This window comes from Bacillus bingmayongensis (assembly GCF_000299035.1).
Taxonomy (GTDB): domain Bacteria; phylum Bacillota; class Bacilli; order Bacillales; family Bacillaceae_G; genus Bacillus_A; species Bacillus_A bingmayongensis.
Genome location: NZ_JH921522.1, coordinates 15,772 through 39,978, shown reverse-complemented (window position 1 = coordinate 39,978; position 24,207 = coordinate 15,772). Strand labels below are relative to the sequence as shown.

The 24,207-nt window shown below is 35.6% G+C and carries 23 protein-coding genes; 19 read left to right on the top strand and 4 right to left on the bottom strand.

From position 1 onward, the window contains the following. Nucleotides 1-106 precede the first annotated feature (106 nt). Genes Y7E_RS0126700 through Y7E_RS0126690 form a run of 3 tightly spaced genes read left to right on the top strand, consistent with a single transcriptional unit; the run spans nt 107 to nt 3,408 of the window. A complete protein-coding gene (locus tag Y7E_RS0126700) occupies nt 107-1,039 on the top strand; it encodes an ABC transporter ATP-binding protein (protein WP_017154260.1) in 933 nt (310 codons plus the stop codon). A gap of 15 nt (nt 1,040-1,054) precedes the next feature. Then, nucleotides 1,055-2,251 carry an ABC transporter permease gene (locus tag Y7E_RS0126695; protein ID WP_017154259.1) on the top strand — a complete coding sequence of 399 codons (1,197 nt, stop codon included), beginning with the start codon at nt 1,055-1,057 and terminating at the stop codon, nt 2,249-2,251. A gap of 11 nt (nt 2,252-2,262) precedes the next feature. Continuing rightward, a complete protein-coding gene (locus tag Y7E_RS0126690) occupies nt 2,263-3,408 on the top strand; it encodes an ABC transporter permease (protein ID WP_017154258.1) in 1,146 nt (381 codons plus the stop codon). A 13-nt stretch (nt 3,409-3,421) separates the two neighbouring features. Here Y7E_RS0126690 and Y7E_RS0126685 read toward each other — a convergent pair whose 3' ends face one another. After that, a complete protein-coding gene (locus Y7E_RS0126685) occupies nt 3,422-3,619 on the bottom strand; it encodes a hypothetical protein (RefSeq protein ID WP_017154257.1) in 198 nt (65 codons plus the stop codon). Between the two features lie 238 nt (nt 3,620-3,857). Between Y7E_RS0126685 and Y7E_RS0126680 the strand changes: the two genes are divergently transcribed. The 6 genes from Y7E_RS0126680 (at nt 3,858) to Y7E_RS0126655 (ending at nt 11,489) form a co-directional block, all read left to right on the top strand. Further along, nucleotides 3,858-5,561 (top strand): ABC transporter substrate-binding protein, encoded by a 1,704-nt coding sequence (locus Y7E_RS0126680; protein ID WP_017154256.1) that lies wholly within the window; start codon nt 3,858-3,860, stop codon nt 5,559-5,561. Nucleotides 5,562-5,807: 246 nt separating this feature from the next. Continuing rightward, nucleotides 5,808-7,535, top strand: coding sequence for an ABC transporter substrate-binding protein (locus tag Y7E_RS0126675; RefSeq protein ID WP_017154255.1), 1,728 nt, complete (start codon nt 5,808-5,810; stop codon nt 7,533-7,535). Nucleotides 7,536-7,643: 108 nt separating this feature from the next. Further along, nucleotides 7,644-8,600: an ABC transporter permease gene (locus Y7E_RS0126670; RefSeq protein WP_017154254.1), complete on the top strand. Its 957-nt coding sequence runs from the start codon at nt 7,644-7,646 to the stop codon at nt 8,598-8,600. A gap of 12 nt (nt 8,601-8,612) precedes the next feature. Beyond that, nucleotides 8,613-9,536, top strand: coding sequence for an oligopeptide ABC transporter permease (gene opp4C / locus Y7E_RS0126665; RefSeq protein ID WP_017154253.1), 924 nt, complete (start codon nt 8,613-8,615; stop codon nt 9,534-9,536). A 10-nt stretch (nt 9,537-9,546) separates the two neighbouring features. Further along, nucleotides 9,547-10,527, top strand: a complete 981-nt coding sequence (locus Y7E_RS0126660; RefSeq protein ID WP_017154252.1) for an ABC transporter ATP-binding protein — start codon at nt 9,547-9,549, stop codon at nt 10,525-10,527. Next, on the top strand, nt 10,524-11,489 hold the full coding sequence (locus tag Y7E_RS0126655; protein ID WP_017154251.1) for an ABC transporter ATP-binding protein: 966 nt from the start codon (nt 10,524-10,526) through the stop codon (nt 11,487-11,489). The genes Y7E_RS0126660 and Y7E_RS0126655 overlap by 4 nt, the downstream gene beginning before the upstream one ends. Before the next feature lie 39 nt (nt 11,490-11,528). On the opposite strand, the gene Y7E_RS0126650 is transcribed toward Y7E_RS0126655, so the two are convergent. From Y7E_RS0126650 to Y7E_RS0126640, 3 genes are all read right to left on the bottom strand, one after another. Then, on the bottom strand, nt 11,529-12,401 hold the full coding sequence (locus Y7E_RS0126650) for a Cof-type HAD-IIB family hydrolase (protein WP_017154250.1): 873 nt from the start codon (nt 12,399-12,401) through the stop codon (nt 11,529-11,531). Between the two features lie 418 nt (nt 12,402-12,819). Further along, entirely contained in the window at nt 12,820-13,665 is an 846-nt protein-coding gene (locus tag Y7E_RS0126645; protein ID WP_017154249.1) for a sugar phosphate isomerase/epimerase family protein, read from the bottom strand. Then, complete coding sequence (locus Y7E_RS0126640; protein ID WP_017154248.1) at nt 13,635-14,210, bottom strand: glycerol-3-phosphate responsive antiterminator; 576 nt, start codon at nt 14,208-14,210, stop codon at nt 13,635-13,637. Before Y7E_RS0126640 ends, Y7E_RS0126645 begins: the two co-directional genes overlap by 31 nt. Before the next feature lie 359 nt (nt 14,211-14,569). Between Y7E_RS0126640 and Y7E_RS0126635 the strand changes: the two genes are divergently transcribed. The 10 genes from Y7E_RS0126635 (at nt 14,570) to Y7E_RS0126590 (ending at nt 24,135) form a co-directional block, all read left to right on the top strand. Further along, nucleotides 14,570-15,382, top strand: coding sequence for an HAD-IIA family hydrolase (locus tag Y7E_RS0126635; protein ID WP_017154247.1), 813 nt, complete (start codon nt 14,570-14,572; stop codon nt 15,380-15,382). Between the two features lie 361 nt (nt 15,383-15,743). Then, nucleotides 15,744-15,854 (top strand): DUF3948 family protein, encoded by a 111-nt coding sequence (locus tag Y7E_RS0126630; RefSeq protein WP_017154246.1) that lies wholly within the window; start codon nt 15,744-15,746, stop codon nt 15,852-15,854. Nucleotides 15,855-15,930: 76 nt separating this feature from the next. Beyond that, a complete protein-coding gene (locus Y7E_RS0126625) occupies nt 15,931-16,041 on the top strand; it encodes a DUF3948 family protein (RefSeq protein WP_017154245.1) in 111 nt (36 codons plus the stop codon). Between the two features lie 60 nt (nt 16,042-16,101). Continuing rightward, a complete protein-coding gene (locus Y7E_RS0126620; RefSeq protein WP_026049362.1) occupies nt 16,102-16,215 on the top strand; it encodes a DUF3948 family protein in 114 nt (37 codons plus the stop codon). A gap of 452 nt (nt 16,216-16,667) precedes the next feature. Next, nucleotides 16,668-17,564 carry a BadF/BadG/BcrA/BcrD ATPase family protein gene (locus tag Y7E_RS0126615; RefSeq protein ID WP_017154243.1) on the top strand — a complete coding sequence of 299 codons (897 nt, stop codon included), beginning with the start codon at nt 16,668-16,670 and terminating at the stop codon, nt 17,562-17,564. Between the two features lie 25 nt (nt 17,565-17,589). Beyond that, entirely contained in the window at nt 17,590-18,459 is an 870-nt protein-coding gene (locus tag Y7E_RS0126610; protein ID WP_017154242.1) for a MurR/RpiR family transcriptional regulator, read from the top strand. A 580-nt stretch (nt 18,460-19,039) separates the two neighbouring features. Continuing rightward, nucleotides 19,040-20,158: a 4-hydroxyphenylpyruvate dioxygenase gene (gene hppD / locus Y7E_RS0126605; protein WP_017154241.1), complete on the top strand. Its 1,119-nt coding sequence runs from the start codon at nt 19,040-19,042 to the stop codon at nt 20,156-20,158. Between the two features lie 82 nt (nt 20,159-20,240). Further along, nucleotides 20,241-21,197 (top strand): fumarylacetoacetate hydrolase family protein, encoded by a 957-nt coding sequence (locus tag Y7E_RS0126600; protein WP_017154240.1) that lies wholly within the window; start codon nt 20,241-20,243, stop codon nt 21,195-21,197. Further along, nucleotides 21,163-22,335, top strand: a complete 1,173-nt coding sequence (locus tag Y7E_RS0126595; RefSeq protein WP_017154239.1) for a homogentisate 1,2-dioxygenase — start codon at nt 21,163-21,165, stop codon at nt 22,333-22,335. The genes Y7E_RS0126600 and Y7E_RS0126595 overlap by 35 nt, the downstream gene beginning before the upstream one ends. Before the next feature lie 384 nt (nt 22,336-22,719). Then, nucleotides 22,720-24,135 (top strand): branched-chain amino acid transporter BcaP, encoded by a 1,416-nt coding sequence (locus tag Y7E_RS0126590; RefSeq protein WP_017154238.1) that lies wholly within the window; start codon nt 22,720-22,722, stop codon nt 24,133-24,135. The last annotated feature ends 72 nt before the right edge of the window (nt 24,136-24,207 follow it).

Genomic DNA, 24,207 nt, shown 5'->3' with positions numbered 1-24,207 from the left:
GATTGTGCTGCTTTTTTATTTTGCATTTCTATCTTAAGGGAGATGGAAGAAAGAGGATATTTTTTTACAATGAAACTGTAGATGAATACAAAGGGGCTGAATCGACATGTTAGTCGTAGATCATATTACAAAGTCATTTGGGAAGAAAGAAGTGGTAAAGAATGTATCTTTTGAAGTGAAGAAAGGAGAAACATTTGGTTTGCTTGGTCCAAACGGTGCAGGAAAGTCAACGACGATATCAATGATTTGTGGACTTATTCCATATGAAGGTGGAGATATAAAGGTTGGGGGGAAGTCTGTAAAAGATTATCCATTAGATGTGAAAAAGAAGATTGGTATTGTTCCGCAAGATATCGCGTTATACCCAACGCTTTCCGCCAAAGAGAATTTAATCTTCTGGGGAAAAATGTACGGTTTAAGTGGAGCTACTGCAAAGAAGCGGGCAGACGAGGTACTAGTATATGTAGGCTTACAAGATCGTGCAAAAGATAAAATTGAAACATTTTCAGGTGGAATGAAACGCCGAATTAACATTGGTGCAGCACTTATGCACGAACCAGAGTTATTAATTATGGATGAACCGACAGTTGGAATTGATCCGCAATCACGGAACCACATTTTAGAAACGGTAAAAGGATTAAATGAAAAGGGTATGACGGTGATTTATACGAGTCATTACATGGAAGAAGTGGAGTATTTATGTGAACGGATCGCTATTGTTGATTATGGAAAGGTAATCGCATCAGGGACGAAAACGGAGTTATGTAATCGTCTTGCTGATGGTTTTATGGTGAAGTTACAACTGAATCGTTATAGCCAAGATTTATTGAAGAAATTAAAAGAAATCCCTACTGTTGAACGGATTATCATCGATGAAGATACAAATACACTTGATATTGGATTGAAGAATGGAGAAGCTGTCGGTACTGTTGTTTCGGTGGTTGTAGAAAATCATATGCAAATTTTAAAGCTTGAAGTACAAGAGCCAAATTTAGAAGCCCTCTTTTTACAGTTAACAGGGCGTTCGCTTCGTGATTAAGGGGGTTAGGAACACATGAAAAGTTTTATTATTGCATGGAAAGATTTAAAAATTCGTTTAATAGATCGGCGTGGATTTATGATGATGTTACTTATGCCACTCTTATTAACAGCTATTTTAGGATCAGCACTAAGTAACATATTTGATAATAGCGGATTACCTAAAACGGTAATTGGTTATTATCAAGAAGGAACGGATGAGTTTGCAAATGTATTTCAAAAGGATGTATTACAATCAAGGGAAATAAAAGATGATGTAAAAGTAGAAGTAGTCACCTCACAAAAAGAGCTGGAGAATCTGCTAAGGAAGCAGAAAATTGATGTTGGAATTATGATTCCAAACGGGTGGAGTGAACATATCAAGGATGGAAAATTAAAAGAGCCAAAATTGATTACAGATCCATCAAAAGATATACAAGCAAAAATCACGGAATCGCTTATTCATTCTTTTTCGGAACGTGCTCAAACAATTGCTGTTTCTACTAGGAGTATCGTAACAGACTTAGCGCAGTCACAGCCAGGAAATATGGAACAGGTTGCAAAAGAGGTAAGTGCTAACTTACAAACAGTGGCGACTTCGAATACGGTTGGAATTGAGAAAGGGACGATTGGCAAAAAAACAGTTGCTGCGATGCAATATTATGCTGCGGCCATGTTAGTCATGTTTTTATTATTTAACATAACAGTAGGCGCAAAATCTATTGTGACAGAGCAACGAACTGAAACATTAGCAAGGCTATTCAGTACACCGACAAGTTCTTTTGCTATTTTATTAGGTAAATTTTTTGGCACATTACTATTTGCTTGTATTCAATTTGGGGTATTTGTAATTGCTACTCATTATGCCTTTCATGTGAACTGGGGTGAAGATATTACTCAGATTATTGTAGTAGGGATCGCTTATGCATTTTGTGTTGCTGGTTTATCTATGCTTATTGCAGCATTTATTCGTGAGGAAAAAACAGCAGATTTAATGGGAGGGATCGGAATTCAGTTGTTAGCAGTATTAGGAGGCTGTATGTTACCGATCTATGCATTTCCAGATACCCTTCAAACAATTGCTAACATTGCCCCAAATAAATGGGCTCTTACAAGTTTTTTAGATATTATGTCGGGAACAACATGGTATGCATTACTTCCAGTTATCTTAAGTTTATCTAGTGCAGGTATTATTTCCGTTATCATTGGAACATTCCGTTTACGTACAAGATAGGAGGAAAGTCAATGAAGAAAGTTTGGGCACTTTGTTGGTTAGAATTAAAACAAATCTTAATTAGGCCACAAAGCTATATACTCATGTTCGGAATGCCGATTATTTTTACACTCATTTTTGGTGGACTTTTAGGTGGAAGTGGAAACGAGAAAGTAAATATTAGTTTAGTAGATCAAGATGAATCTACGTTATCCAACTCCTATTATAAAGAAATAGAGAAAAGTGATTTGATTTCTATAGAAAAGGTAACGTATGAAGAAGCGAAACAGAAAATCGAAAATAAGAAGTCCTCGGGTATTGTAACAATCCCAAAAGAATTTCAAAAGAGTATGGCAGACGGGAAGATAGAGAAGGTTAAATTCCAATCAAGCGCTGATTTTACAGGAGGAGCATCTGTAGAACAAGTATTACAAAGCGCAATGAAAAAGATGGAAGTAGAAGTAGCGGGAGCAAGGGATTCAGAGAAAAAAGGGGGAACGTCTTGGGAGAAGATGTATGAAACGATTCATACAAAAGCAGAACCAGTTTCACTTCAAAAGGAATCCATTATATCTGGAGAGGAGAAGCTGAATAACGTAACAGGGCGAGCGGCAGGATTTTCGATTCTATTTGTAATGATTGTGATGCTAAGTGCGACAGGAACAATTTTAAAATCAAGACAACTTGGCGTTTGGTATCGTTTATTAGTAACACCGGTTTCAAAGGCTAAAATCCTGGGAGGATATATACTTTCCTTCTTTTTAATTGGTTGGATTCAATTTGGGATGTTAATGTTATTAACGAATATTTTGTTCGATGTACAGTGGGGAAATTTGTTAGGGACGATTACACTTGTTTCAGTGTTATTGCTAGCAGTGATTGGTTTAGCGTTATTATTAGCAAGTATTGTGAAGACAACGGAGCAGCAATCAGCATTAGGTAATATCGTTGTCGTTTCAACGTGTATGATTAGTGGTCTGTACTGGCCAATTGAAATAGAACCAGAATGGATGCAAACGGTAGCAAACTTTGTTCCTCAAACTTGGGCAATGCGCGGATTTACCGAATTGATTGTAAGGGGAGGCACCTTGGTAGATATAGCAGGATATGTTGGTATACTCATTTTATTTGCTGGTGTATTCTTTGTAATTGGTTTAACAAGAATACGTTATGATTGAAAAAAAGCAGAGTTTACAGCTTAACGCGCTGAACTCTGCTTTCTTTTTGTGTATCGTCTTCTCCCATAGAGATGATAATCGCAAGTCCGAGCATAAAGAAGAATGCTAAAAAGAGGACGAACTTTGGGAAAAACGGGAAGAGTAACAATGCCCCGACTATCATGAGTGTTAATGCAACATAGTGCAAGACATATTGGAATAGTTTGTCCATATTTTCGCCCCCTTTTTGATAGTTTGTTAGTAGTCTATGCTCGTTCGCTGAATAATAGAATCATTTTTAAATCGTTTCTTTATAGTAAAAAATAGTAAGGAATGATTGACACAATTTAAAAAAAGGAATAATCTTGAAATTAATTCATACTATTTTTATGGGTAAAGTAAAGATAGTTACAGAAAGGAGTCTGTTGTTTCGTTACATAGGTAGAAAATATAAAGTAAGGGTGAGAAAAATGAGAAAGGTATTTACTGGTTTACTTGCTACTCTCTTTAGTACATCCATGCTGCTGGTGGGATGTGGACAAGAAGAAGCAAGTACAAATGAAAAAGCAAACGTACCGAAAGTAAAAGATGAATTTATCCAAGCGAGTGACAAAGCAAAAAATCCAGCAAAAGCAAAAGAAAGAAAAGATACCTTTGTAATTGGAATGCCCAGTCCAGGAGGAATATTCCTTCCGCACTTTATGGAAAATGGGTGGGATGGAAATATCACACAAGCTATTTTTGCACCACTTGTTGGATTAGGTAAGGAAGGGAAGCCAATCCCGATTCTGGCAAAGAAATGGGATATTTCTGCTGATCAGCTGACATATACGTTTCATTTAAAAGATGATTTGAAATTTAGTGATGGATCTCCAGTAACAGCAGATGATGTGGCGTTTACATTAACACTATTACATGACCCAACTTATAGCGGGGCAACAGATATAAGTCAGACAGCTATTAAGGGTGGGCAAGCATATAAGGAAGGGAAAGTAAATACCATTGAAGGAATCCAAGTTGTTGATCCTAAGACAATTATAATTACGACAGAAAAAGTAAATGCACAAACATTATCTCTTATAGGTGGGGAAGTTATATCAAAGGCTTATTACGGAAAAGAGTACAAGCAAGGAAATTTAGAGTATTTAAAAGAGTTATACGGAAAACCAATGGGAGCAGGGGCTTATAAATTAGATAAGTATATTCCAGGACAAGAAGTTCGTTTTGTGGCAAATGAAAATTATTTTGAAGGAAAACCGAAGATTGAGCATTTTATCTACAAAATTACAAAAGGTGATACGAAGCTGCAGCAGTTTCAAACAGGTGAAGTCGACTATGATGGCTTTGCAACAAATGAAGAAACGGTCGAGCAGTTAAAAGGGTTAGGTTTTGCGAATATCAATGTGTATACGGGAAGTTCCTATGGCTATATTAAAATGAATTATAAGAAACCGTACTTTAAAGATAAGCGTGTTCGTCAGGCATTTATTTACGGATTAGAGCGCCAAAAGGTCATTGATACGTATTTTCAAGGGTATGCTTCACTTGTTAACATACCGATTACTCCTGTTTCTTGGGCGTATACAGAAGAGGGCATTAATAAGTATGAGTATAACTTAGATAAGGCGAAGAAATTACTTGATGAAGCTGGTTGGAAAGAAGGTTCAGATGGAATTCGTGAAAAAGACGGTCAGAAATTGAAAGTGAGTTACTTTGCTTCTTCTGATAGTAAAATGAATGATGTTTTGATACCGATTATGAAAGAAGATTATAAAAAAATTGGTGTAGACTTCAATCCAGAATATATGGACTTTAATACGATGATTTCGAAGGTAATCAAAGGGGATTATGACCTAGCGATGGTGTCGACGCCAATAATTGATGATCCAAGTGGTACAATTGAAGAGTTCGTTTCAACAAGTAAACGGAACTATGATGGATATCATAACCCCAAAGTGGATGAATTAGCAACGCAAGCATTACAAACATTGGATATTGAGAAAAGAAAAGAAATTTATAAGAAGCTATATCAAGAACTTAGCGAAGATCCGCCCGTTATATTCTTAAATAATAGTAAAGAAGTTTCTGCTCATAATGCGAGAATACAAGGATTACAGGAAGATAATTATAATGGAATATTGTTAAGTTTACCTAAATTAAAGATTCAACAATAATTTCATGAAAATTCTTAAAATATTTATATAGAAAGAATTGACAAAATATAGTGAACGATATAAGCTAATAACCATAAAGTCTACCGGGAAAGTCGGAATAATAATGTTACCCCTCATAAAATATCTATTTTTTTTGTATTTAAAACCGACTTTTCCGATAGGTTATTAAAAATGTTGCTGTGGGAGGCATACATAAGGCAAGCAGTTCATAAGGTGTAATTATTAAAAAAAGTTAGGGTGGGGACAATGAAGAAAAAAACCAGAAAATGGGCTGGTGTATTTTCAGTATTACTGAGTAGTTCGCTTGTGTTATCCGCTTGTGGGGGACAAGAGGATAAAGCTTCGACGGAACCAGTTAAGCAGCAGGATTTAAAAGATTTAAAGATAGAAAAAATTGTAGCTACAGATAAGAAGAAAAGTCCAGAGAAAGCCAACCAGCGGAAAGATACTTTCATTACTGCCATTTCTAAACCAGGTGGTGTGTTCTTACCATATTTTCAGGATAATGGTTGGGATGGCAACGTAACATCTGTTATTTTTGCTTCTCTTGTTACAAGGGATAAGCAAGGAAAACCAATTCCAGAGCTTGCAGAAAAATGGGATGTTTCTGCTGATCAGTTAACATATACATTTCATTTACGTAAGGATTTAAAGTTTAGTGACGGTTCACCATTAACGGCAGATGATGTGGCATTTACATTAACGCTGTTACATGACAAAGCATATGAAGGTAGTGAAGACATTTCCCAGTATGCAATTAAGGGCGGAAAAGATTATAAAGAAGGAAAAGCAACTTCTATTGAGGGGATTAAAGTAGTTGATCCACAAACAATTAAAATTACAACAGAGAAGGTAAATTCTCAAGCGTTAACAAGCCTTGGAGGACCTGTCTTATCTAAAGCATATTATGGGAAAGATTATAAACAAAATACAAGTTTAGATTATTTGAAAGCATTATATGGTCAGCCAATTGCTGCTGGTCCTTATAAGTTTGATAAGTATGTTCCAGGACAAGAAGTTCGTTTTGTTGCGAACGAACACTACTATGCAGGAAAACCAAAAATTAAAAATTTCATTTATAAAATTACATCAGGTGACACAGGATTCCAGTTATTCCAAACAGGAGAACTTGACTATACTGGATTTAGAGCGAATCCAGAAAATATTGAGCAATTAAAAGGTTTAGGATTTGCGAATATTCATCTGGAATCATCAAGTGATATTGCCTATATCTATATGAATAATAAGAAACCGTATTTAAAAGATAAAAAAGTGCGTCAGGCACTGATTTATGGATTAGATCGTAAAAAATATGTAGATACAGCTTTACAAGGTTACGGATCCGTTGCAAATGTACCAATTGCTCCAGTCTCTTGGGCGTATACGGAAGAAGGAATTAATAAATACGAATATGATGTAGAAAAAGCAAAAAAATTATTGGATGAAGCAGGATGGAAAGTTGGTTCTGATGGAATTCGTGAAAAAGATGGTCAAAAATTAAAATTAACGTATTATGCATCAAGTACAGGGAAAACAAATGATATCTTTATTCCAATTGCTAAGGAAAATTATAAAGCGATAGGAATCGAGTTTAATCCAGAGTTGATGGACTTTAATACAATGCTTTCAAAACTTGGAAAAGGTGACTATGATTTAGCGTCTGTATCAACGCCAGGTATTAGTGATCCAAGCGAAGTTGTCATTGACTACTTGTCGACTAATCCTAAAAATGATACAGGTTATAAAAATGTAAAAGTGGATGAATTGATTGTAAAAGGTATAGAAACAGTTGACATTGAGAAGCGCAAGCAAATTTATAAAGAATTATATAAAGAGTTAAGTGATGATCCACCAGTTATTTTATTAAACTACCGTAAATTACTTTATGGTTATAATGCTCGAATAAAAGGGATTAATCCAGAAAAATACGATGGCATTAGCTCAAACTTACCAGTGTTATCAATTGAAGAATAAAGATAAGTGAGTATAATAGAAGACATTTTTTCATACAGCAAGTGATAAGATGCTGATTTGAAAAAATGTTCTTCTATTTTTAAGTAAATATGATTGGGGAGACAAAAAGTGAAGACATATATCATTCGTAGGTTTCTGCAAATGATTCCTACATTGTTTGGTACATCTATTATTATCTTTTTCTTATTTGCCCTCCTGCCGGGCGATTATGTTGATTCTAATCCAAAGTTAACGCCAGAACGAGCACAAGAATTAAGAGAATTATATGGATTAAATAAGCCAATTATTGAGCGATACTTTCATTGGTTAGGCAATGCATTACACGGTGATTTCGGTTTCTCGTTGCAATATCAAGAGCCGGTGACATCATTACTAAATAAATTCATTTGGAATACTTTTATTGTTGCAGTGGCAGCTTTATTTTTCACTTGGATAATCGCACTTATTATTGGCGTTGTTTCAGCGACAAAACAACATTCATGGTTTGATAGATTTGTCACAATTGGTGTTTTTGCTGCGATGTCATTTCCATCATTCTTTATCGGATTATTTCTAATTAAGGTATTGGCAGTTGATCTAAATTTATTGCCAATTGGCGGTATGATTGACATTGGGAGTAATTCGACTGGCATTACATACATATTAGAAGTATTACGACATATGATTTTACCGGTGTTTATTTTAACGCTTCTTGGGGTAGGATCATTAACGCGTTATTTTAGAACGGGTATGCTTGAGGTCGTAAGACAAGATTATATCCGTACTGCACGTGCAAAAGGTTTGAAAGAAAAAGCTGTTATTTATAAACATGCACTAAAAAATGCGATTTTACCAGCGATTACATTACTTGCATTTGAATTACCAGGATTGTTCTCAGGAGCAATTATTATTGAACAAATTTTTAACTGGCCAGGTATTGGTAGTATCCAATTGGAAGCATTGAACTTCCGTGATTACACAGTGTTAATGGCATTTACAATGTTTCTTTCATGTTTAACGATTATGGCAAACTTTTTTGCGGATATTGTATATGCGCTTGTTGATCCGCGTATTCGGCTGAAGTAAGGGGGGGAAGAGATGGAAACTGTTACAACAATAATTAAGAAAAAGAAAGAACAGAAAAAGGACAATGAAGCATCACCATGGCGTCAGGCTTATAAGAAAATAAAGAAAAATAAATTAGCACTGTTTGGTTTGTATGTTTTAATTTTTATGTTTTTATTTAGTTTCATTGGGCCATTCTTTTCGCCGTATGCTGAAGGAACAGTACAAGTAACACAAATTAATAAACCACCGAATTTTTCACATTGGCTTGGCACAGATCAATTGGGACGAGATATTTTAACACGATTAATGCAAGCCGGCCGGATTTCATTAACAATTGGTTTAGCTTCGATGGTTTTATCTGTCATACTTGGAGCAATATTAGGGGCTATTTCCGGTTTTTACCGTGGTATTGTAGATCATATTATTATGCGCATCGCGGATGTGTTAATGTCTATCCCAGGATTACCATTACTGATAATTATGGGAGCTATCTTATCTGAATGGAAACTCCCATCTGAATATCGTCTTTACGTAATCATGATTATCTTAAGTCTAGTAGGTTGGCCAGGGCTTGCCCGTCTTGTTAGAGGACAAATTTTGACGCTTCGTGAACAGGCGTTTATGCAAGCTGCTGATGTATTAGGATTAAAAGATTCTCGCAAAATTCTCCATCATTTAATTCCGAATGTTTTTCCGCTATTAATTGTTGTGGCAACGTTAGGTGTGGCGGGATCTATTTTAAGCGAATCGGCATTAAGTTATTTAGGGCTTGGGGTTGTCCCACCAACACCATCATGGGGAAATATGATTAGTGCTGCAAACTCATTAATTGATTTCCAAAAACGTCCATGGTTATGGATACCGCCTGGTTTTGCGATTTTTATAACAGTTGTATCAATTAACTTACTTGGTGATGCACTTCGTGATGCATTGGATCCAAAAATGAAGCGGTAGGTGAGGGAGCATGGGTAAAGCAGTAGTAGAGCTAAAGGATTTACAAACGTACTTTCAGACGGAAGAAGGTACAGTAAAGGCTGTCAATCATGTTAGTTTTTCGGTACGAGAGGGTGAAACTGTTTGTGTAGTAGGAGAATCAGGTTGTGGGAAAAGTGTAACGGCTTTATCTATTATGGGACTTATTGCTGAATCTGGCGGCATTGTTGGTGGTGATATCCTTTATGAAGGTCAAAGTCTTTTGGGCATGAAAGAGAAGGAGCTTCGAAGTTTAAGAGGAAACGATATTGCGATGATTTTCCAAGAGCCGATGACATCCCTTAACCCGGTTTTTACTGTTGGGGAACAAATTGTTGAGACGTTAAGAGAACATGAACTTCTTAGTAAAAATGAAGCGTATAAGAAAGCAATTGAATTAATTCGTAAAGTTGGTATTGCACGTGCGGATGAAATAGTACATTCCTATCCACATGAGCTAAGTGGTGGAATGTTGCAACGGATTATGATTGCGATTGCACTAAGTTGTAACCCTAAACTATTAATTGCCGATGAGCCTACAACAGCCCTGGATGTTACAATCCAGGCGCAAATATTAGATCTACTAAGACAAGTAAAAGAGGAATTTAAAACATCCATTTTATTAATTACACATGATTTAGGTGTAGTAGCAGAAATGGCAGATTACGTTGTTGTGATGTATGGTGGTAAAGTCATTGAAGAAGCACCTGTACTGGAGCTATTCCAAAATCCGAAACATCCATATACAAAAGGTTTATTAAAATCAAAGCCGGTGATGGGAAAACGAACAGATAAGCTTTATTCAATTCCAGGACAAGTTCCAAACTTAGTTGGCCTAGGAGAATTTTGCTACTTTAGTGGTCGCTGTGAACATTGCATGGACATATGCAAAAATGCAGTACCCGATCTTGAAGTACATGAAGATAATCATAAAGTAGCTTGCTGGTTATATGAGGAGCGTGCTGAGCAATGAGTGAACCGTTATTAGAAGTAAAGAATTTAAAAACGTATTTTCCTATTAAAGGCGGCGTATTTAGTAGAACGATTGGGCATGTAAAAGCGGTAGATGGAGTTAGCTTTACGATTAATAAAGGTGAAGTATTTGGTCTAGTCGGTGAATCCGGAAGTGGAAAGACGACGATTGGTAAAACAATTCTTCGTCTCGTTCAAAAAACAGAGGGCGAAGTGAAATTTAAAGGTCAAGATGTTCACACGTTATCGAAAGAAGAACTGCGGAAACATCGTCCTAATATGCAACTTGTATTCCAAGATCCATTTAGTTCATTAAATCCACGGATGCGAATTGGAGAAGCGCTTGGTGAACCGATGTTAGCTCACGGTTTAGCAACGAAAGAAAATGTTCGTGAAAAGGTATTAGAAGTGTTAGAGTTATGTGGATTAGCACCTTATCATATCGATCGTTATCCTCATGAGTTTTCTGGTGGACAACGTCAGCGTATTGTTATTGCAAGGGCGATGGTATTAAATCCAGAATTTATTGTTGCTGATGAACCCGTTGCGGCATTAGATGTATCGATTCAAGCACAAATTATTAATTTGTTTAGCGATTTACAAGAGAAAAAAGGTTTATCCTATTTATTTATTTCACATGATTTAAGTGTTGTCGAACACTTATGTACAAAAATAGGTATTATGTATTTAGGGACAATCGTGGAAACAGCACCTCGTGATGAGCTATTTGCAAATCCGCTTCATCCATATACGAAGGCTTTGTTATCCGCAGTACCAATTCCTGATCCAACTGTTAAGCGAGAAAGGATTATTCTACAAGGGGATATTCCAAGTCCAGCGAATCCACCATCAGGCTGCCGCTTTCATACACGTTGCCCATTTGCAACAGATATTTGTAAGCAGACTGTACCGGAATTTCGTGATGTTGGAGAAGGACATCTTGTTGCTTGTCATCATGTATAAAAGAAAAGGACTCTTCCGCATTATGGAAGAGTCCTTATTTTATTTACTTGATGATGGTTGTTTTAGTACATATTGTTCAATTGCATGTGCAACACCGTGTTCATCATTTGTTAATGTAACAACATCACATAATTTCTTTACATCTTCTTCAGCATTTCCCATCGCAACAGATAGACCGGCTACTTCAAGCATCGGTACATCATTAAAGTTATCACCAATTGCAATTGTATCTTGAATTGGAATGTTGAAATATGATGCCATTTCTTGTAATCCATTTCCTTTATGGCCATGCTTGTCCATAATTTCTAAATTTGTCGGAGCTGATGCTGTGACCATAATTTCTTTATCTTCTTGTAAAGAATGCAGTAGCTGTGAACGATGATCTGCATCAAACGTTAAAATAAAGAATTTCGAGATTTCTAACTCTGGATTATTTACGACATCTTCAATTTTTTGGAAATCAGTAATTAAGTTAGATTTTTTTTGCTTCTCTGTAATTCTTTCCAATTCTTCAATTGTAACATCAAGCACATGCTTATTTTCTTCGAATGTATGCATTACTTTTTCATTCCAATTGTAAGGAGAATAAACGCCTTTATTTGTGTACAGCTTATATGGAAATCCTTCAGCTTCTAGTAATTTCGCAAGCTTGTATACTTTATCATTTTGTAAACAACGTGCGTTAATTACTTTTCCATCAACATAAACAATTGCCCCATTGCTTGCTCCAACTGGAAGTGATAATTGATACTCTTCCAATAGTTTTAAAGCGTCTTCTTTCGCACGACCAGAACAAATCATTACCACATGACCGGCTGCTTTAGCACTCTGAATAGCTTGTAAATTTTCCTTGGAGATTTCAAGATTAGATGATAGTAGTGTACCATCCATATCTAGTGCGATTAATTTCAAACTGACCACCTCTTTGCTTTTATTATACATATATAAGTACAAATTGAAAAACTGACATAGAACCTTTCTTTTTAGGTGGGAGAGAGAGCATCCGTCCATGTATAGAAGCAGCCAGATCCTTTTCCTGCTCCAGCCAAGTTAAAACAAAGATAGAAAACGAGTGCAGGTCACCTTTTGTTCTTCGTAGAAGCGAATTATATGTTGAAAAATCAAAATGGATTTATCTCGCATTAATGGACAGTAACACTCCTACCTCAAAATTCAGCGGAATAAAAGAAGTTAGGTGGGGGATGAACTGTCTGTAAAAGCCCGACTGGTGAGGGCTAATAATCAGTGGGGATGGAGAAAACCCCCACTGATTAACGTTTCGCTTTATATAGTTATGAAAGGAATAAAAAAAGACTGCGTACAGTCTATTTTAGAGAGAGGTGTGTGCCTGAATGATCTTGTTCAGTAATAATTGATTATGTTCTCGTAGTTTTTTTATATTTACGTCGAATCCATATTCTAGTAAAAAGTAAGAGGGGAGCTGTGGCTGTTTGTGCAAGGCTGAAAAAATTAGTTCCCAGTTAATAGAGCCGTTACCAATTGGTAAATGTTCATCTTCTACTCCGTGGTTATCATTTAAATGCATTGTCCATAGGCGAGAGGAAGTTTGCTCAATAACATTTGGGATATTCCAGTTGTTGAGATAGGCATGCCCTGTATCGAGAACATATCCAATTATATTTGGATCAAATTGATCTACAAATGAAATGTATTCTTGTTCTGTAAATAAAGATGTTCCATTATATCCAACGTTTTCAATTACTAATTTAATCCCTAATTCTTTTGCTTCTTTATATAGAGTATAGACAGCCTCGGTAGCTAATTCTTGCGCAGTATGTAAGTGAAACAAAGGTGAAACATAAAAACCAGGATGAACAACGAAATAATGAGCATCTATATTATATGCAAAATGAAGAGCTGTTATATGTTGTTTCAGCGCCGCATTACGCAATTCCTTATTTTCAATGGCTAAATTCACACCCCACGCTGGTGGATGAATAGCATAGGTTACATTTAAATTTTTTAGTGAAACTACTTTTTCTTGATATATGGAGGCTAAATCATACCACTCACTGCCATCTAGCAATAATTCTATATAGTCTGCTTCCTGCTCCATAAACATTGGGATTTTTTCTTCTATGCTTGCCGGGAATAACAATAAATCCGAATAATCAATTTGTATCGTTATACTCCTTCCATAATTTTCTGATTCCATAATTTTTCTTTACTTAATGAAATACCTTCTACTTGAGAATGTAGTGCAGCCTTTACTTGTTCTTCTGTCCAAATAAGACCCCCTAGAATGATGGGTTGTGATAGTTGTTGTTTTAAGATAGGGACGATATTTGGAGCGATACCTGGCATGATTTCTACTATATCAGGTTTATTTACTTTGATATTATGCATGGCTGTATGAAGTGAATTGCTATCAATTAAGAAGATGCGCTGAATGGCAAGTAAACCTTCTTTTTTTGCTGCTTTAATAGACATGCCTTTCGTTGAAACAATCCCAGTTGGTGTACAGTACTTCTTTAGAAAATGAATTGCTTCTATATCATTAGATAAACCTTTTATTAAATCGAGATGAATGAATAGTGGCTTTGGGCATTCTTTTAGTACTTTTCTATATTTGATGAAAAATGATAATGTTCCATTCATCAATAGTAGTGCATCGGCATCAGAGGTAAGCGCTTTGTTAATATTTTCGCATGTGCACGCAGCGATGAGGCGTTGCTTTTTGAAGAAAGATTGTGTGTTCAATGGATATCCTTCCTTTACAATAAGACTCTATAACCTCATTGTAAGCGGATAATGTTAAGGAAGTTTTAAACTAATGTTAACAAAACTTGTTCCATATATTTACAAATGACGACATGTTCCTTAACATTTTCTTAATATTACTTTGTTATTTTTGAAATATAAACATATGGGAATTCACGAGGCAGGAGACGAAGAGAAAGCCTTTCATGAGGTAATAGAGAAGTGAAGCTGTACACTGTTGTACGGATTTGTTTACTATTGCTTTTTGAAAGGCTTTTTTTACGTATTCATTTTGAGATTTAAAATATGTGAGGCTCTGATTTTGTTTCTATTTTTTAGAAAGGAGTTGTTTTAGAAAATTGAGGAATCCTTTAAATCTTCAAGCTTATTTATTTGATTTAGATGGCACAATCTATTTAGAGGATCAGTTGTTGCCAGGTGTAATAGAGATTATTTCTTATGTACGTGCTCAAAATAAGAAGCTTATGTTTATTACGAATACGTCCATTAAAACAAGGGTTTGTATTCAGAAGAGTTTAGCTAACTTAGGATTACAAGTCGATTTGTCTGAAATTATGACAGCAGCTTTTCTGGCAGCTCAATATTTTTATGAGACAAATCGGGATGCCAATGTATTTGTTGTTGGGAGCGAACACGTCTTCCAAGAATTAAAAACCTTTCATATTAGGGTGACAAATAATCCGCTAGAAGCTACACATGTTCTTGTTGGATTGGATAAAACATTTTCATATAAAAAACTACATGAGTGTATGCAGGCAATTCAAAGCGGAGCACAGCTGGTTGAAATCAACCCGGACTCGTTTTGCCCTATTCAAGGTGATCGTATTCCAGATACAGGTTCATTGGTAAAAGCGATTGAAGTAGCGACTGATACAAAAGCGACAGTCACAATTGGTAAACCTTCTTACTACTATATTCATAAAGTCATGCTTTCTTTATGTTTACAGCCAGAGGAATGCTTAGTTATAGGAGACCGTTTAGATACTGATATTTTATTTGGAAAGCAAGCAAATATGAGGACGGCCCTTGTACTAACAGGTGTCACTTCTTATGAAATGGCAATGAAATCAGTTTTGAAGGCAGATATTATTGTAGGCACTGTAAAAGAATTACATAAACAACTACATCTTGATGTGAGAAAAAAGGTTTGATATCGGCTGTTAAAAATCGGTGTTTTTACGTTCATATTGTACAAAAAGTAGTAGAAGAGCTATTTGGGACTCTTTCTACTACTTTTTTATTTCGTTTTGTAATCATAATATTACATTAATGTTACAAATGTATACGTGTCGGAAAACGCTATATAAAGGGGTTTATGAATGTTTGCAAATAATGTCGTAAAAAAAATGTAATAAATTTTATGTATTTATATTGCAGTATGAAAAAACTTATGTTACATTAATGTTACAAACATTACACTATTTGTTTTAATGTAACGTTAAGATAAAAACTATGAATTAATCATTTCTTAGAAATTACATATAAATATCTATTAATAAGGAGAGAGTAAATATGAAAAACGAACAAGTATTACAACTAACAAAAATGGATTTATTAGGATCAGCGAGTGGAGCGGCAGTATTAACGGCATTAATCGTATTTCTAGCTAACGCTTTAGTATAATAAGAATTTTGTAAAAGAAGTGGCATAGGTATTACAACGTAAAAAGATAGTTATAAATTGAAGGGAGAATGGGAATATGGAAAACAAAGAAGTATTACAACTAACAAAAATGGACTTATTAGGATCAGCAGGAGCAGCAACAGCGTTAACAGCATTAATCGTATTTCTTTCAAGTGTATTAGTATAATAGAAGTTTTGTACAAGTAATAGGGCAGCATGAAGAGTGTAAAATAAAGATGAAAGGAGAATGAGGAGTATGGAACAAGTATTACAAGTAACAAAAATGGATTTCTTAGGGGCAGCAGGTGGAGCAGCAGTGTTAACGGCACTTATTGTATTCCTTGCAAATGTATTAGTATGATAAGTATAGATAAGTGGAATTTCTCATATATTATTCGTACTATTATTCAAAAAAAATAAAGACTCTAGCATATTATAGATAGTTAATATGTTAGAGTCTTTTTTGCAATAATAGATAGAAATACAAACTAGCACAAATAGCCCCAATACCCCTATTAGAAGGTTTTTGAACACAAGACTACACCTTCGTAATAACCACATTATAATTTCTCTATTTTATCCCGCTATTCGCGGGCAGTAAGACCCCACCTCAAGATTCAACAAAAGCAAAGAAGTTAGGTGGGAGACGGGCTGCCCGTAAAAGCCCGATTGGTGAAGGCTAATAATCAGTGGGGGATGAAGAAGACCCCCACTGATTAAAATTTCACTTTATCGAGAAAAATCTCAAAGCAAGGGAAAGGGAAGGAACAGAGTGCTCCTTCCTTTTTTATATATGAATGAGGAGGAATCTACATGAGTTATATTATCGGCGTAGACGGTGGAGGCACTAAAACGGAAGCGGTAGCTTATGATTTAAATGGAAAAAAAATAAGTGAAGGTAAAGCGGGGTATGGAAACTTACTTCTAAATGAAAAACAAGCTATTATTAACATTATTGATGCGATTGAACAATGCTTAGTTCCTTTAAAAAAGGAAGAATGCCAGTACATATGTCTAGGATTAGCTGGGTATGGAGGGGTTAAAAATACAAAAGGTATAAAAGATGCTCTTTATGAGGCGTTTAATATTCCGTTTACGATTGTAAATGATGGAATTGTTGCACATGCTGCTTTACTAAAAGGAAAAGATGGTATCTTAACAATTTCAGGAACAGGTTCTGTTAGTATTGGAGTTCATAATGGTATCGAAAAATTAGCAGGTGGCTGGGGACATATTCTTGGGGATGAGGGAAGTGGCTATTGGATTGCTATGCAGGTTTTTATTAAAATGACGCAAGAAGAAGATGCGGGATTAAATTATAGTGATCTAACTAAGTTAATACTAACAAAACTTGGTTATCACAGTGTACTAGAATTAAAAAAATTTATTTATTCCTCAACTAAGGCGGAGATTGCTTCATTTGTTCCAATAATTGTCCAACAAGCAAAAGCAGGTGATGATTTCTCACAGAATATTCTTAAAGAAGCAGGTTATCACCTTGCTAAGACTACGCTTGATGTTTGCAAGAAATTAAATTTTGATAACAATGTTACAATTGCTATTAAAGGGAGCGTATTAACTAATATATCGTTTGTACAAACTTCCTTTATTGAAAAGATTAAACAAGAAAAACCGGAAGTACAATTTATTTTAGAAGATGTATCATCTACATTAGGATGTTACTACTTAGCTCTGAAATATATGAGTTAATTTAAAGTTAAGGGAGTAATTCAATATGCAAGTTGTGAATGTATTATTAAAAATTGAAAGTTTATTACATCAATTACCGAAATCTGAAAGGAAAATAGCACAATATATTTTAAACAATCCTCAAGAAGTTATTAGAATGACTATACATGAATTAGCTACTCATGCTAATGCGAGTAGTTCTGCTGTTACGAGACTTTGTCGTTCTATTGAAATTGCTAGTTTTTCAGAGTTAAAGGTATCTCTATCATCGCATATCTCACGACCAGAGAAGAAAGGTTTTTATGACATTGAACCAAATGAAACAATAACGGCCATTAAAGAAAAAATAGTTTCTAACTCTGTACAAGCGATACAAGAAACAGCGCTTTATTTAGATGAAGTCGTTCTTGATCAAATAGTTGAAACTATGAGAAATGCGGATGTTATTTATGTCTATGGATTAGGAGCTTCATGGCTCGTTGCGGAAGATATTACTCATAAATGGTTACGTTTAGGAAAGATTGTAAGTGCAAATCAAGATGCACATATCATGGCTACAGCACTTGCTGCATCAACAAAGGATTGTGTTTTTTTCAGTATATCCAATAGTGGTGAAACCGAAGAAGTACTGCGACTTGTTGATATCGCTACAGCATCTGGTATTCAAACAATCGGATTATCGCAATTTGGGAACAATAGATTAACTAACAAAGTCGATATGTCTTTGCATCATGTTCGTGCACCGGAGGCTAAATTTCGTAGCGCAGCAACAAGTTCATTATTTGCACAATTTCTGACTATCGACATTATCTTCTATGCATATGCATCAAAATATTATGATGAAAATATTAAAGAAATTGAGCGTTCAAGAGAATCTGTATTAAGATTCACAGGAAGAAATCCATCTAAGATATAAAGCATAATAAATCTCGGTACAAATTATTTATCTGTGATTTTCGCCTTTTAATTATTGCGCCACTGCTTAAAGAGCCTATATCTACTTAAGATAAGGCTTCTTTTTCTTTTAATAATTCAGATATGGATTTTTACAGAAAATACATATGTTCGTATGAAGTTGTTCATTGGAATGAATTCTATATATCACAAATGGGTAAAAATGTATTTTTTGAAATGAGTTAAATAGAAAAGTTTCGACACGGTTTTAAGTTATAAAGGAAAGAAGATGGAGAATCAGAACCAAAAATGAAGTGGAGCATGTATCATCTTGTTCGCCAATATCCCTTTTTTGTTTTTCTCCGTAATATTTTGATGATTATATTTTTTGCTAGCGTCAATTAATTTGGATGTTGTTTTAAATAGAAAAAAGTCGAAATTTATATAGAAGAAAAAAAGAGGAATTTGACAGAAAAGATAGAAAATTTTAAGAGTCAGAAATTTGTTAGCTTGCTAACTAATTTTTTAGTGATAACTGGAAGCGTTTTCGATTAGTTCTAAGTATGTAACATTCAATTTATTTACAGGGGGATGAGGAATTTATGAAACAAAAATCTATGGATACGTTAGCTGCACAAATGGAGGATTTCTTTCCGGTACGTGATGTCGATCATTTAGAATTTTATGTAGGAAATGCAAAACAATCAAGTTATTACCTTGCGAGGGCGTTTGGATTTAAAATTGTTGCCTATTCTGGATTGGAAACAGGGAACCGTGAAAAGGTATCGTATGTTCTTGTACAAAAAAACATGCGTTTTGTTGTGTCTGGGACTTTAAATAGTGAAAGTCGTATTGCGGAATTTGTAAAAACTCATGGTGATGGAGTAAAAGACGTAGCTTTACTTGTTGACGATGTTGAAAAGGCATATTCAGAGGCTGTAAAACGAGGTGCTGTTGCGATTGCTCCGCCGGAAGAATTAACGGATGAGCATGGGACATTAAAAAAGGCGGTTATCGGTACGTATGGTGATACAATCCATACTCTTGTGGAGCGTAAAAATTATAAAGGTAAATTTATGCCTGGTTATGAAGAAGTTGAATTTAATATTCCGAGTGAAGAATCAGGACTAATCGCTGTGGATCACGTTGTTGGTAACGTTGAAAAAATGGAAGAGTGGGTTAGCTATTATGAAAACGTTATGGGCTTTAAACAAATGATTCATTTTGATGATGATGATATTAGTACAGAATATTCCGCTTTAATGTCAAAAGTTATGACAAATGGAAGTCGTATTAAATTTCCGATTAATGAACCAGCAGATGGTAAGCGTAAATCACAAATCCAAGAATACTTAGAGTTTTATAATGGTGCAGGTGTACAGCATCTAGCATTATTGACAAATGATATTGTAAAAACAGTTAAAGCGCTTCGTGCCAATGGAGTTGAGTTTTTAGATACACCAGACACGTATTATGATGAGTTAACAGCGCGCGTTGGCGAAATCGATGAAGAAGTTGATAAGTTAAAAGAACTTAAGATTCTTGTGGATCGTGATGAAGAAGGCTACTTGCTACAAATTTTTACGAAGCCAATCGTGGATCGTCCAACATTATTTATTGAAATTATTCAGCGTAAAGGTTCTCGTGGGTTCGGAGAAGGAAACTTTAAGGCTTTATTTGAATCCATTGAAAGAGAACAAGAGCGCCGCGGAAATCTATAAAATTATTATCTGTCAGTGGGGGATGGAGAAAACCCCCGCTGATTAAAGTTTCACTTTATATAAACGGTGAGGAGGAATATTGATGAAATTTATTACATTTCGTCTTCCTTCAGAAGAAATGCGTGCTGGTTGGCTAGAAGGTGACAAAGTAATTGATATGAATATAGCAAGTAATGGGACTCTTCCTTCATCTATGCTCGCTTTTTTAGAGAAAGCGGATGAATATGTAGAAATAGCGCGAGGTATTCGAAAACCAACAAGTGGCGTGTACACTTTGGAAGATGTACAGCTTTGTGCGGCCCTCCCAAATCCAGGTAGTATTCGTGACTTTTATGCGTTTGAGCAACATGTCAAAACGGCTCGTGGAAGTCGTGGTTTAGATGTTGTTCCGGAGTGGTATGATATTCCGGTTTTTTATTTTACAAATCATCGTGCTGTTATCGGTCCAGAAGTTACAGTTTCTTGCCCAAAACAATCTCAAAAGCTTGACTATGAATTAGAAATTGCTTGTGTCATTGGGAAAGAAGGAAGAAATATTTCGCGTGAACAAGCAGAAGAATATATTTTCGGTTATTGTATTATGAATGACTGGAGCGCAAGAGATTTGCAAGCTAAAGAAATGAAAGTAGGGCTTGGTCCAGCAAAAGGAAAGGACTTTGCTACTTCATTAGGAGCTTATCTTGTTACGAAAGAGGAATTAGAAGTTTATCGCACAGGTGAACATTATAACTTAGAAATGAATGCTCACGTGAACGGAGAACTTTTGTCTAAAGGGAATTTCCGAGATATTTACTATACGTTTGCAGAAATGATAGAACGTGCTTCAGAGGATGTTACGTTATATCCAGGAGATGTAATTGGTTCTGGCACGGTTGGTACTGGCTGTATTTTAGAACTTGGTACAGAAAAGTGGTTACAAGATGGTGACGTTGTAGAACTTACGATCACTGGGCTAGGCACATTGCGTAACACAGTGAAAAAAGAAACGAAAGCGGGTGATGGGCATGTATTATCGTCACATGGGGGAGCTTCCTCATAAACGACATGTACAATTTCGTAAAGAAGATGGATCACTTTATCGTGAACAGGTGATGGGAACGAAAGGTTTCTCTGGTACACAATCTATTTTGTATCATCATTATATGCCAACTGAAGTAGGACATGCTGCGTTAGCACATTCTTGTCAGTTACAGTATGAAGAAGATGTAGCGCTGGCTCATCGTCACTTTCGCATGAAGGAAAATAGAAAAACTGGTGATGCAGTAAGTGGAAGGAATTTCGTATTAGGGAATGAGGACCTATTAATCGGTGTTGTTAATCCAACAGAAAAAATGGATTATTTCTATCGCAATGGTGATGGAGATGAAATGTTATTCGTTCATTATGGGACTGGGAAAATTGAGACGATGTTTGGAACGATTCATTACCGGAAGGGTGATTATGTAACGATTCCAATCGGAACAATTTACCGAGTTATTCCAGATGAGGGAGAGTCTAAGTTTCTTGTTGTAGAAGCGAATAGCCAAATTACAACCCCGCGTCGTTATCGTAATGAGTATGGTCAATTGTTAGAACATAGTCCTTTCTGTGAAAGAGATATTCGAGGGCCAGAGAAGTTAGAAACATATGATGAAAAAGGCGAGTTTGTCGTTATGACAAAGTCGAGAGGTTATATGCATAAGCATATTATGCAGCATCATCCGTTAGATGTTGTCGGATGGGATGGATATTTATATCCTTGGGTCTTTAATGTCGAGGATTTTGAGCCGATTACAGGCCGTATTCATCAGCCGCCGCCAGTCCATCAAACTTTTGAAGGTCATAACTTTGTTATTTGTTCTTTTGTGCCGCGTTTATATGATTATCATCCGGAAGCAATTCCAGCGCCGTATTATCATAGTAACGTAAATAGTGATGAAGTTCTTTATTATGTAGAAGGGAACTTTATGAGTAGAAAAGGTGTAGAAGAAGGTTCAATTACACTCCATCCAAGTGGTATTCCGCATGGGCCACATCCTGGAAAAACAGAAGCAAGCTTAGGGAAAAAAGAAACAATTGAACTAGCGGTTATGATCGATACATTCCGCCCGCTCCGTATTGTGAAACAAGCACATGAAACGGAAGATGAGAAGTATATGTATAGCTGGATTGAAGAAGGTTCATATACTACGAAATAAAATGAAACTTCCATCAGTGGGGGCTTACTGCCCGTAAATAGTGAGATAAAGGAAAGAGGCATGCTCATAAAATGAGTATGCCTCTTTCTTTAGTTGGAATCGACAATTTATAGAATATCAAAAAAAATCATAAAAAGATATAGGGATATAACTATATACATTATTTGTATATTCTTTATCTTTTTATGCCGAATCATGAAATCATTTAATGTGGTGAACAAATATAAAAATAGAAAGAGTTATAAAGAGGTTGTTTTTTATTCTTTAAGCTGACGATATATTTTTCTGTTTATTTCGACAAAAGTATTGACTAAAAAACATGTTATAAGTAAAATGAAAAATAAATTAAAAATTTTCAGAAAATTTAAAATAGGGGTGCATGCTATGAAGCAAATTTTTCAAAAAAAGCCGATTGCAAAATTAATGCAAGAAAGTAAACAGAAAACATTATCGAGAACATTGGGAGCACTGGATTTAACAATGCTTGGGATTGGAGCTATTGTCGGGACAGGAATATTTGTGCTTACCGGTGTTGTTGCAGCGAAACATTCTGGACCAGCTATCATTTTATCATTTGCTATAGCTGCATTAGCTTGTGCCTTTGCTGCATTCTGTTACGCAGAATTTGCATCTTCTGTCCCAGTTTCAGGAAGCGTTTACACGTATACATATGCGACGATGGGAGAGGTGTTTGCATTTTTAATTGGATGGGATTTAATGTTGGAGTATTTATTAGCAACATCTGCGGTAGCTAACGGATGGTCTGCTTATTTTCAATCTTTATTAAAAGGTTTTGGGATTCATATTCCAACCATTTTATCCTCGGCTCCTGGAACGGGAAAGGGTGGTCTTATTGATTTACCAGCTGTAATTATCATTTTAATTATGACTGTTCTTTTATCTAGGGGAGTACGTGAAAGTGCCCGTGTAAATAATATAATGGTTTTTATTAAGTTAGCAGTTGTTGTGCTCTTTATCTTTGCTGGTTTTAATTATGTAAAGCCGGAAAACTGGACACCGTTCATGCCGTTTGGTCTTGATGGTGTAATGGCTGGGGCTGCAACGGTATTCTTTGCGTTTATTGGATTTGATGCTGTATCAACGGCAGCGGAGGAGGTAAAACGTCCGCAAAGGGATTTACCAATTGGTATTATAGCGTCATTACTCATTTGTACGATTCTTTATATTGTTGTTTCACTTATTTTGACAGGGATTGTACCATATGGTCAGCTGAACATTTCTGATCCGGTAGCTTTTGCGCTTCAGTTTATTGGACAAGATAGTTTAGCCGGTATTATTTCGGTAGGAGCAATTACAGGAATTACAACTGTAATGTTAGTAATGATGTATGGACAGGTTCGTGTTTCATATGCAATGAGTCGCGATGGGTTATTGCCGAAGCGTCTTGCAAAAGTTCATCCGAAATTTAAAACACCATTTTTAAATACATGGACAACAGGTATTATAGCAGCACTTATTTCAGGGCTTATTGATTTAAATGTACTAGCACATCTTGTAAATATGGGAACATTATCCGCATTTGCACTTGTAGCTGTTGCTGTTATTGTAATGAGAAAAACACACCCAGATTTACCACGTGCTTTTAAAGCACCGCTTGTACCAGTTTTACCTGCATTAACAGTTATCTTTTGTGTATATTTAATGCTTCAATTATCAGGAACTGCATGGATGAGCTTTGGTATTTGGATGGTGATTGGTGTAGTGGTTTATTTCCTTTATAGCCGAAAGCATAGCGTTTTAAATAATAAAAAAGATGAGGAAGATGTAGCGAATTTATAAGAAAAAGATCCGTTCTAAATAGAATAGAACGGATCTTTTATTTTGAAAATTTACATTTTTCTAAAATTAATA

Excerpts from the sequence above, each read along its gene's own strand:
- Y7E_RS0126700 (WP_017154260.1), top strand. The coding sequence starts at position 107 with ATGTTAGTCGTAGATCATATTACAAAGTCATTTGGGAAGAAAGAAGTG.
- Y7E_RS0126695 (WP_017154259.1), top strand. The coding sequence starts at position 1,055 with ATGAAAAGTTTTATTATTGCATGGAAAGATTTAAAAATTCGTTTAATA.
- Y7E_RS0126690 (WP_017154258.1), top strand. The coding sequence starts at position 2,263 with ATGAAGAAAGTTTGGGCACTTTGTTGGTTAGAATTAAAACAAATCTTA.
- Y7E_RS0126685 (WP_017154257.1), bottom strand. The coding sequence starts at position 3,619 with ATGGACAAACTATTCCAATATGTCTTGCACTATGTTGCATTAACACTC.
- Y7E_RS0126680 (WP_017154256.1), top strand. The coding sequence starts at position 3,858 with ATGAGAAAGGTATTTACTGGTTTACTTGCTACTCTCTTTAGTACATCC.
- Y7E_RS0126675 (WP_017154255.1), top strand. The coding sequence starts at position 5,808 with ATGAAGAAAAAAACCAGAAAATGGGCTGGTGTATTTTCAGTATTACTG.
- opp4C (WP_017154253.1), top strand. The coding sequence starts at position 8,613 with ATGGAAACTGTTACAACAATAATTAAGAAAAAGAAAGAACAGAAAAAG.
- Y7E_RS0126660 (WP_017154252.1), top strand. The coding sequence starts at position 9,547 with ATGGGTAAAGCAGTAGTAGAGCTAAAGGATTTACAAACGTACTTTCAG.
- Y7E_RS0126655 (WP_017154251.1), top strand. The coding sequence starts at position 10,524 with ATGAGTGAACCGTTATTAGAAGTAAAGAATTTAAAAACGTATTTTCCT.
- Y7E_RS0126645 (WP_017154249.1), bottom strand. The coding sequence starts at position 13,665 with ATGGAATCAGAAAATTATGGAAGGAGTATAACGATACAAATTGATTAT.
- Y7E_RS0126630 (WP_017154246.1), top strand. The coding sequence starts at position 15,744 with ATGAAAAACGAACAAGTATTACAACTAACAAAAATGGATTTATTAGGA.
- Y7E_RS0126625 (WP_017154245.1), top strand. The coding sequence starts at position 15,931 with ATGGAAAACAAAGAAGTATTACAACTAACAAAAATGGACTTATTAGGA.
- Y7E_RS0126620 (WP_026049362.1), top strand. The coding sequence starts at position 16,102 with ATGAGGAGTATGGAACAAGTATTACAAGTAACAAAAATGGATTTCTTA.
- Y7E_RS0126615 (WP_017154243.1), top strand. The coding sequence starts at position 16,668 with ATGAGTTATATTATCGGCGTAGACGGTGGAGGCACTAAAACGGAAGCG.
- Y7E_RS0126610 (WP_017154242.1), top strand. The coding sequence starts at position 17,590 with ATGCAAGTTGTGAATGTATTATTAAAAATTGAAAGTTTATTACATCAA.
- hppD (WP_017154241.1), top strand. The coding sequence starts at position 19,040 with ATGAAACAAAAATCTATGGATACGTTAGCTGCACAAATGGAGGATTTC.
- Y7E_RS0126600 (WP_017154240.1), top strand. The coding sequence starts at position 20,241 with ATGAAATTTATTACATTTCGTCTTCCTTCAGAAGAAATGCGTGCTGGT.
- Y7E_RS0126595 (WP_017154239.1), top strand. The coding sequence starts at position 21,163 with ATGTATTATCGTCACATGGGGGAGCTTCCTCATAAACGACATGTACAA.
- Y7E_RS0126590 (WP_017154238.1), top strand. The coding sequence starts at position 22,720 with ATGAAGCAAATTTTTCAAAAAAAGCCGATTGCAAAATTAATGCAAGAA.